A 7,276-nucleotide genomic window follows, 5' to 3' on the forward strand; every position below is an offset into this window, starting at 1 on the left:
TCCAACAGGAGAAGGCTGGAACGGTAACTATAATGGAAACCCGATGCCAACAAGTGACTACTGGTTTGTTGTAGAGTACTTAGAACCAAATACATTAGAACAAAAAGAATTTAAAGCCCATTTCACCCTGAAAAGATAAATCAGTCTTTAAAAAATTCATACTCTCGTTCTATTTTACAAATCCTAACTTTATACCAATTGTACCAATCTTGTTTACCTTTTTGTTGTGCAACTAAGTGATCGGTTTGTTGTTTCCAGTTTTTAATAGCGTCCAAACTTTCCCAATAACTAATAGTGATTCCAATAGAATTTCTAGCACTTTCAATGCCTAAAAAACCAATTTGTGTTTTTGCTAAGGTTTCCATTTTATTGGCCATATCATCGTAACCTTCAGTGTTTTCAGAATGTCTTGATGTAAAAATGACAGCGTAATATGATGAGTTAGGATTCATTTAAATTATTGTTTTCTTGATTATATTAGATATTCCAGCGATTAGAAATAGAATAGTATTTAAAATAAATAAGATCGAAAATTCAGTGTCATCACTTATGTAACCATCAACGCCGTAAGATTGACTTATTCCAAATATAAACTGAAGAATGGTAGCTAATATCAAAAACCAACCAAAATTTGCACCATTAGGTTTTATTACAGAAAATAAATAAGCACTTATCGGTAACAAAAAGGATAAAAAGCCATGAGTGATTTCATGATTAAAATCACCATGCCAAGTGCCATGATAGGAATGATAATTTAGCAATCCATTACAAAAAAATATAAGGATGATAAAGCCATAAACGATTATAGACGATAAGGTTTTTCGAAATGTGTTTTTAGCGATATATCTATTATTAAATATTAGTAGATAAGCAAAGAATACACTCCAAAGAGTTACAAAAAATTCAGGAGAACCGCCATAATTTTTATCATCAAAAAACATTGGGATTATTGAACCAATATAACATACAGCAAAAATTACAATTAAAATGTTTATGTATTTATTATATCTAGATTTTAGTGCTCTTACCTGATCAAAAAACATCAAGCTGATAAGCAAACTGTAGAATAGTATTCTAAATAATAATCCAAAGCCATAGATTAAGTCATCTGGTAGATAGTTCATAAATCCAACTTTTATTTTTCAACTTCAATCCAACGTCCTTTAGTTCTGACAAAGAAGTCATTATCATACATGGCTTCAGCTTGTGTACCAGGTAAATAATATCTTCCTAAATATGCAGCATTCAGCATAACAGTAAACACTTTCGTATCATAACTGCTTCCATTTCGTTCTAAGTCAAAATAGAAATTAACACGATCATCTCTTATATCAGTATATCTAGCAGAACTAGTTGTTGTATCACCAAAAGCAGTAAAACGCGTATTAACAATTTCCCATCCTGACGGAAATATTTGAGTTAAGGCAATATCGTTCAAACGATTATCGTCTATGTTACTAACACTAATTTTTGCAACAATATCCTGACCTTGCTGAAGCTTAGAAACATCAATCAAATTACCTTTTAAATCTTGATACATAACAGAGACACTTAATCCTCGTTGTTCAGTTAATTCTTTCCCTAACGGAAGTTTTCCTGAATTTAGAATTCTCGCATAAACTATGTTACTTTCTATATTTTCTAGGGTTAAGGTATTTGAACCGTCAACAATTGAAAGTTCACGCTGAGCGATACTACTTTTTGTGTTTATTGTTTCAGTTTTTCCATTAATATTATAAGTGAGTTTCATGTTTTTTCCTCCATTTGCTTCTACCAATTTTGCCATCGCTAACAAACTATAAGCAGTGGTTTGAGTGCTCATCCAATAATCACTAGATAAGTCTTTTGCAATAGATTTAGAGAGTTCTCTTGCTTTTGGGTTTTTAGTAATAATCATGGTTTCTAATGCCATTGCTCTATTTCTATTTACCGAACCATAGGTATAATAATTATGTTTTACAGGCTCAAAATTGATATTTGCTCTTCTTGATAGTTGTTCACTTGCCTCTTTTTGTCCTGCTAGAGCATAAGCAGCTGCTAAGCGCCATTTAGCTTCATTTGAAATCTCTTCAAATTCTCGTAATCTATTCATGGATGCTAAATCTGGACTTCCAGCTAATGCTAAAGTGTACAATCTGTATGCTTGAGCCAGATCTGAATGATAATATCTATAGCTAGGTCTCCAATTTTGAGAAGCTTGTTTTTGATATCGCAACCAGTTACTTTTAAATGATAGTGGTAATACAAATCCTTTCTTTTCAGCTTCGATCATAAAATGTCCAGCATAACTTGTTCCCCAATCATTAGCTGAATTTTCACCTATCCAATAGCTTAAACCACCATCTGGTCTTTGGAAACTCCCTAGTCGTTTGATACCACTTTCAATATTAGATTGAATTTTTTGTTTTTTCTCATATTTTAAATCGAATATATCTGTTAAGTATAACTGAGGAAATACTCCAGAAGTTGTTTGTTCTACACAACCATGAGGATATTGAATTAAATATTGTAATCGTTTAGAGAAATCCATTGGAGGTAATGTCGAAAACTCAATAGTAGCAGTATTACTTCCAAGAACTCCAAAAGTTGAAAATTCTAAAGTCTTATTTGAATTAGCTTCTAATTCAGCATTTTCATATTTCGAGGTTATCGGATTAGGGTTCACAACATCTAATTCTACTTTATAAGTAGATCTCTCACCATGTCCAGAAGCGATTACTTCAACAGTATTAATACCTTTAGCTTTGCTTACATCTAATTCAAAATAAGCCATTTTTTCGTCGGGTTTTGAAAATGATAATTGCTTTGAATCATTTCCAACAACCGATATTCCATCACTAAGTTTTAGACTAATATTTACGTTTTTAATATTTTTCTCCATTGCAAAAACAGTAACTGGAAGTGTGACTTTTTCACCAGGACTTAGCTTTCGCGGTAGAGTAGCCAACACCATTAATGGTTTTTTAACTTCTACAGATTTGTCTGTACTTCCATAAGCTTCCATATTGTTATTTCCAGCGATAACCATTGTACGAATAGCACCAATATAATTTGGAAGTTTGATTGTATGTGATTTTCTTCCTCCAGCTTCGAGTTCAAAAGGACCTAAATAAGTGACAACTGGTTTGAAGCGATTTGCTTTTTTGTTTTTTCCTTTTGAAGCGCTTCCATCACCACCAATAGCAAATACCTGATCGATACTTCCAGAATAAGCACCAATTACATCATCAAAAATATCCCAAGTTTTTACACCTAAAGCTTCACGTGAGTAAAATGAATTCCAAGCATTTGGTGTTTTAAATCGTGTTAAGTCCAATAAACCTTCTTCGACCATAGCAATAGTATAAGTCATTGGTTTGCTGTTTTTTTCAGTAATAAACACTTCAAATTCTTGTTCTGGCCTTAAAACGCTAGCCATTCTTAAGTCTGGTTCGAGTATTGTTTTAGGGTCTTCAACTAAAATTGGAATCACACCATATAAGCGTATTGGCAAATCATTGCTGGTAATCGCATGAGGCTGCAATAATGATATATTGACAAATATATTTGGAGCCATTTCAGAGGTAATAGGAATTGTAACTTCGGTTTCACCTTTAGTTGTTTTTACCCATTTATGTTCAATAACATCTGAACCATTTTCAAGACTCACTAGTGCTCGTCCTTCAGTTCCTGATGGAAATTTTATGGTTGCTGTTTCACCAACATTATATTTGTTTTTATCTGAAGCAAAGACTAACATTTTTGCTGCTTCTTTATCATTTCCAGATGAGAACCCAGACCAGTTTTTATAAAAATAAGCTGTTCGTCCTGTTGCGTGACCACTAATAGGATCATAAACTCTTATAAGGTAACGGCCTCTTTCGTTTTCAGGAATTTTAATTGTAAAAGCTGTTTTCCCGTTTGCTCCTGTAGACGCTTTTTGTTCAAGAATAGGCCTGTGGTAACTACTTGATATATAGTTCGATAAATTGTCATAAGAAGAATTCCACCACCAACGCCATTCAACTTTATAAACTTTTATTTCAAGGTTATCGCGTTTTACAGGCTTACCATTTTTATCTACAACTGCTAAGTCAAACGTTTGATTAGTATCTGTAAAATAAGAACCGTAATAGTTGCCTTTAGGTGAACGCAAACCAACATAAGATTCGTAAGGCGAGTAAGTTTTAGTAAATGCGTCCAAAGAAAAATCACCACCATTTTCAAACGCTCTAACTAAAAATTGTGCATTTAAAAGTCCAGGTGCATTTTTGCCAATATCCAATTTGGTGTTAATTGTTGTGGTTCCATTTTTATCAAGATTGCCTTCAAATACATTGAGTTCTTCCGAATTGAATTGACGAGTTGGATCCCTAAATACATAATCTTTATAGCCTTTAAAACTTGCATAAGATGCACTAAATTTTGCTTTTACTTCAGCTTTTATGCTTTTTGCTGGTGCACCATGTAGCCACTTTACATCTAAAGTTCCTTTAAGTGGTTCTGTTCCTGAAAGTATTTGTTCATCAAAATCTATTTTTATTTTAAGTCGGTTAGGCTTTACAGTCTCAACTTTTAAAGATTTATAAAATTGAGCACCACCAACAGATACTTTTGCATTGTAGTTCCCCGTCTTGTATTCTGGAGCTGTTGGTACTATAAATTTGTAAAAGTTATTAAGGTTCTCTGAAGTTACTTTTTTATACACTAGTTTTCCATTTGGATCTGTGATTTCCATTTTTACAGGATGACTTTTTGGAAGTTGATTTGCTTTATCATTCAAAATAAAAGTTAAGAAGAGCGAATCTCCAGGTCGCCAAACACCACGCTCACCATAAATATAGCCTTTAAGTCCACGTTGCAATTTGTTTCCTGAAACATCAAATTTACTTAAGGATAACGTGTTACCATCTGTAAGTCTTAAATAGCTGGTGTTATTTCCTTTTGAAACAATTGCAAAACTTGCATATTTATTAGCGTCAATAGTTGCTAGACCTTCTGTGTTTGTTGATGTTGAAGCGATTTCTTGTTGCTGAAAATTGAATAATTTAATAGTTGCACTAGCTTCAGGGTTTGTATTTAAAATATTGGTTACTGCAAAGTAGTAGGTGTTGTTCACGCTTTGTTTTGTAATAACACCTAAGTTAGATGCTATTAGATTTTGCGACACGATTTTGTTTTCATTATAATATGCATCATGGCAAGGATTATCACGCTGTCTCCAGTTGTAGGTATAGTTTCGATACCTGTAGGTACGGTTATCCCAATATTCCTCTTCTCTTAAATCCTCATCTTCAGTATTTGTTTCAGCAGAATAACCATCGTTATAATAGTCTTCTTCATAATAGTAATCGTCATATTCGTCTTCTTCTATGTCGCTATTCTGATTCGCTTCACAATCGAACAAAGAGTAATTTCTATCATAGCTTAGCTCAATTCGATAAATAGCACCTGGATCCGCTTTAAAAAATTTAGATAAATCAATACTGTAGGCTTTCCATTTTCCTGAATTTTCAGTTGCAGTTTGTAATTGAATAGTTTTCTTAGCAATGCGACGACCTACGCGTTTTATTTCATTTTGATTATTACTATTCATAGGGTTGTCTTGAAGAAATCGCAACACGTTATCTTCAAAAATTTTAATCACTCTAACATCAACAGCACTAAGATTTACTGCTTCAAAATTAAACTTAAGGTCATTTGAATTCGGTAAAATGGTTCCGTTACTAATTGAGCGAACCATAGGTTTTAGTTCTTCAAAGGAAATGACTTCAGAAAACGGTTTTTTCAATTTATAACCTTCAGTGTTAGAAATTCCTTGAAATACATCTACTTGAATTTCTCCAACAAGTTTACTTTCAGGATATACTTTAAGCACATTACCATCAACACTAAATTTTGGGGTTTTTGCATTTTCAATAGTCACAAGTCCGTCAAAATTTTGTTCTTTTTTTAAGGGGTCTGAAAAGTTGATTGAAAGGTATTGTTCTGGGCTTTTAATAGATTCAACATTTACAATTGTAAAATTGTTTCTACCAGGAATTGCAAATTTATTTTGGCCTTTATTTTCTGCTTTTATCGAAGACCCATCCCATTTTATTATTATTTCTGAATCTTCAACTAAGCGATTAATACTGTCAATTTTAAATTCAAAATAGGTTGATTGATCTATGAGTTTGTTGAAATGGATGTTTAAAGGTTTTCCGTTTTGAGATGCTGTAACCAAAGCTTGGGCATCTTTAAAAGAAATGATATCGGCAGATTTTACAACGCCTTCAAGGTATTGCCACTGTTTTGAATACGACTGTAAATCATTTGTATTAATACTAAAACTAGGTGTAATGGTTTTAAATTGGAACACATAATCTTCATAATCCTTTGGCATATTACTATAGATCTTGTTAAGCTTAACTAGAACTGTATATTCAGTGCTCGATTCTAAATTTTCATCTGGAGTAAATTCTAGAGTATGAGCATTTGTAATTTTTAATGTACCATCTACATGTGGAGAAATTTTAATAAGATCTTTGGTGATTTCTTGTCCCATCTCCCAATCAGAAACATCATTCACTAAATTTATAGTGATTGGTTTTGTAACCGATTGTAATCCAGAAGTCGTATAGCTAATGTAGTCTCTAAATTTAAATAGGTTGTCTGTATCTTTAGTAATGCTGTCTTTTTTCTTGCAAGAAAACACAAGCGCAACACATAATATGAATATTGAAAATGAATTTAGTCTCATGGTTTAAGTCTTGTTTTTTTATGGTTAATACATGAAATTCAAACAATCAATTAGATTACTGAATACTATAAAAGTAAAGTATAGCGAGCGCTTAAATATTTGTTTTATGTTATATGTCACAGATAAAATAGAATTCGTTGTTGGTTTATTAGAATTCGTTTTTTTGTATTAAATGTATTTTCAATTTTACTCAAAAATCGTTGTAAAACAGAAAACATATAAGTGCTTTAAAGTTACATTTTTAAGCAAAGCTCTTCAAGGGAAAATGACTTTTTATTAGTAACTTCGCGTCAAAATTTAATAATTCATAAAACATTAGCATATATGGAAGCAATAGCTACCGATTTCGGAATAAAAGAGGCTTTAAAACAATTAGGTGTTCATGATGTAAATGACGGAACATCAACAGGTTCAAATAACTTTTCAAATGGAGAACTTATTGAATCATATTCTCCAGTTGACGGACAGTTAATTGGAAAAGTAAAAGCTACCACTAGAGAAGATTATGAAAGAGTAATGGATGCTGCTACTAAAGCATTTAAATCATGGAGAGAT

5 protein-coding genes are annotated in these 7,276 nt (G+C 32.3%); 2 read left to right on the plus strand and 3 right to left on the minus strand.

Going from position 1 to position 7,276, the window contains the following annotated elements; genetic code table 11:
• Positions 1-139, plus strand: a 139-nt coding sequence (locus AB8B90_RS07490; RefSeq protein ID WP_405333644.1) for a T9SS type B sorting domain-containing protein, incomplete at its 5' end; no start/stop codon positions are given.
• A gap of 1 nt (position 140) precedes the next feature.
• Here AB8B90_RS07490 and AB8B90_RS07495 read toward each other — a convergent pair.
• From AB8B90_RS07495 to AB8B90_RS07505, 3 genes are read right to left on the minus strand one after another with little or no spacing between them, the layout of a single operon-like run.
• Positions 141-452, minus strand: a complete 312-nt coding sequence (locus AB8B90_RS07495; RefSeq protein WP_405335282.1) for an antibiotic biosynthesis monooxygenase family protein — start codon at positions 450-452, stop codon at positions 141-143.
• Positions 453-1,124, minus strand: a complete 672-nt coding sequence (locus AB8B90_RS07500) for a hypothetical protein (RefSeq protein ID WP_405335283.1) — start codon at positions 1,122-1,124, stop codon at positions 453-455. It lies immediately after the preceding gene.
• Positions 1,125-1,135: 11 nt separating this feature from the next.
• Positions 1,136-6,721, minus strand: coding sequence for an alpha-2-macroglobulin family protein (locus AB8B90_RS07505; protein WP_405335285.1), 5,586 nt, complete (start codon positions 6,719-6,721; stop codon positions 1,136-1,138).
• Between the two features lie 324 nt (positions 6,722-7,045).
• On the opposite strand from AB8B90_RS07505, the gene AB8B90_RS07510 reads away from it, so the two are divergent.
• Positions 7,046-7,276, plus strand: a 231-nt coding sequence (locus AB8B90_RS07510; RefSeq protein ID WP_405335287.1) for an aldehyde dehydrogenase family protein, incomplete at its 3' end; no start/stop codon positions are given.

The sequence above is a fragment of the Psychroserpens sp. genome (genome assembly GCF_045105015.1).
In the GTDB taxonomy this organism is placed as follows: domain Bacteria; phylum Bacteroidota; class Bacteroidia; order Flavobacteriales; family Flavobacteriaceae; genus Psychroserpens.

What these genes read in the sequence shown, in the direction of transcription:
- AB8B90_RS07500 (WP_405335283.1), bottom strand. Translation starts at nt 1,124, where the DNA reads ATGAACTATCTACCAGATGACTTAATCTATGGCTTTGGATTATTATTT.
- AB8B90_RS07505 (WP_405335285.1), bottom strand. Translation starts at nt 6,721, where the DNA reads ATGAGACTAAATTCATTTTCAATATTCATATTATGTGTTGCGCTTGTG.
- AB8B90_RS07495 (WP_405335282.1), bottom strand. Translation starts at nt 452, where the DNA reads ATGAATCCTAACTCATCATATTACGCTGTCATTTTTACATCAAGACAT.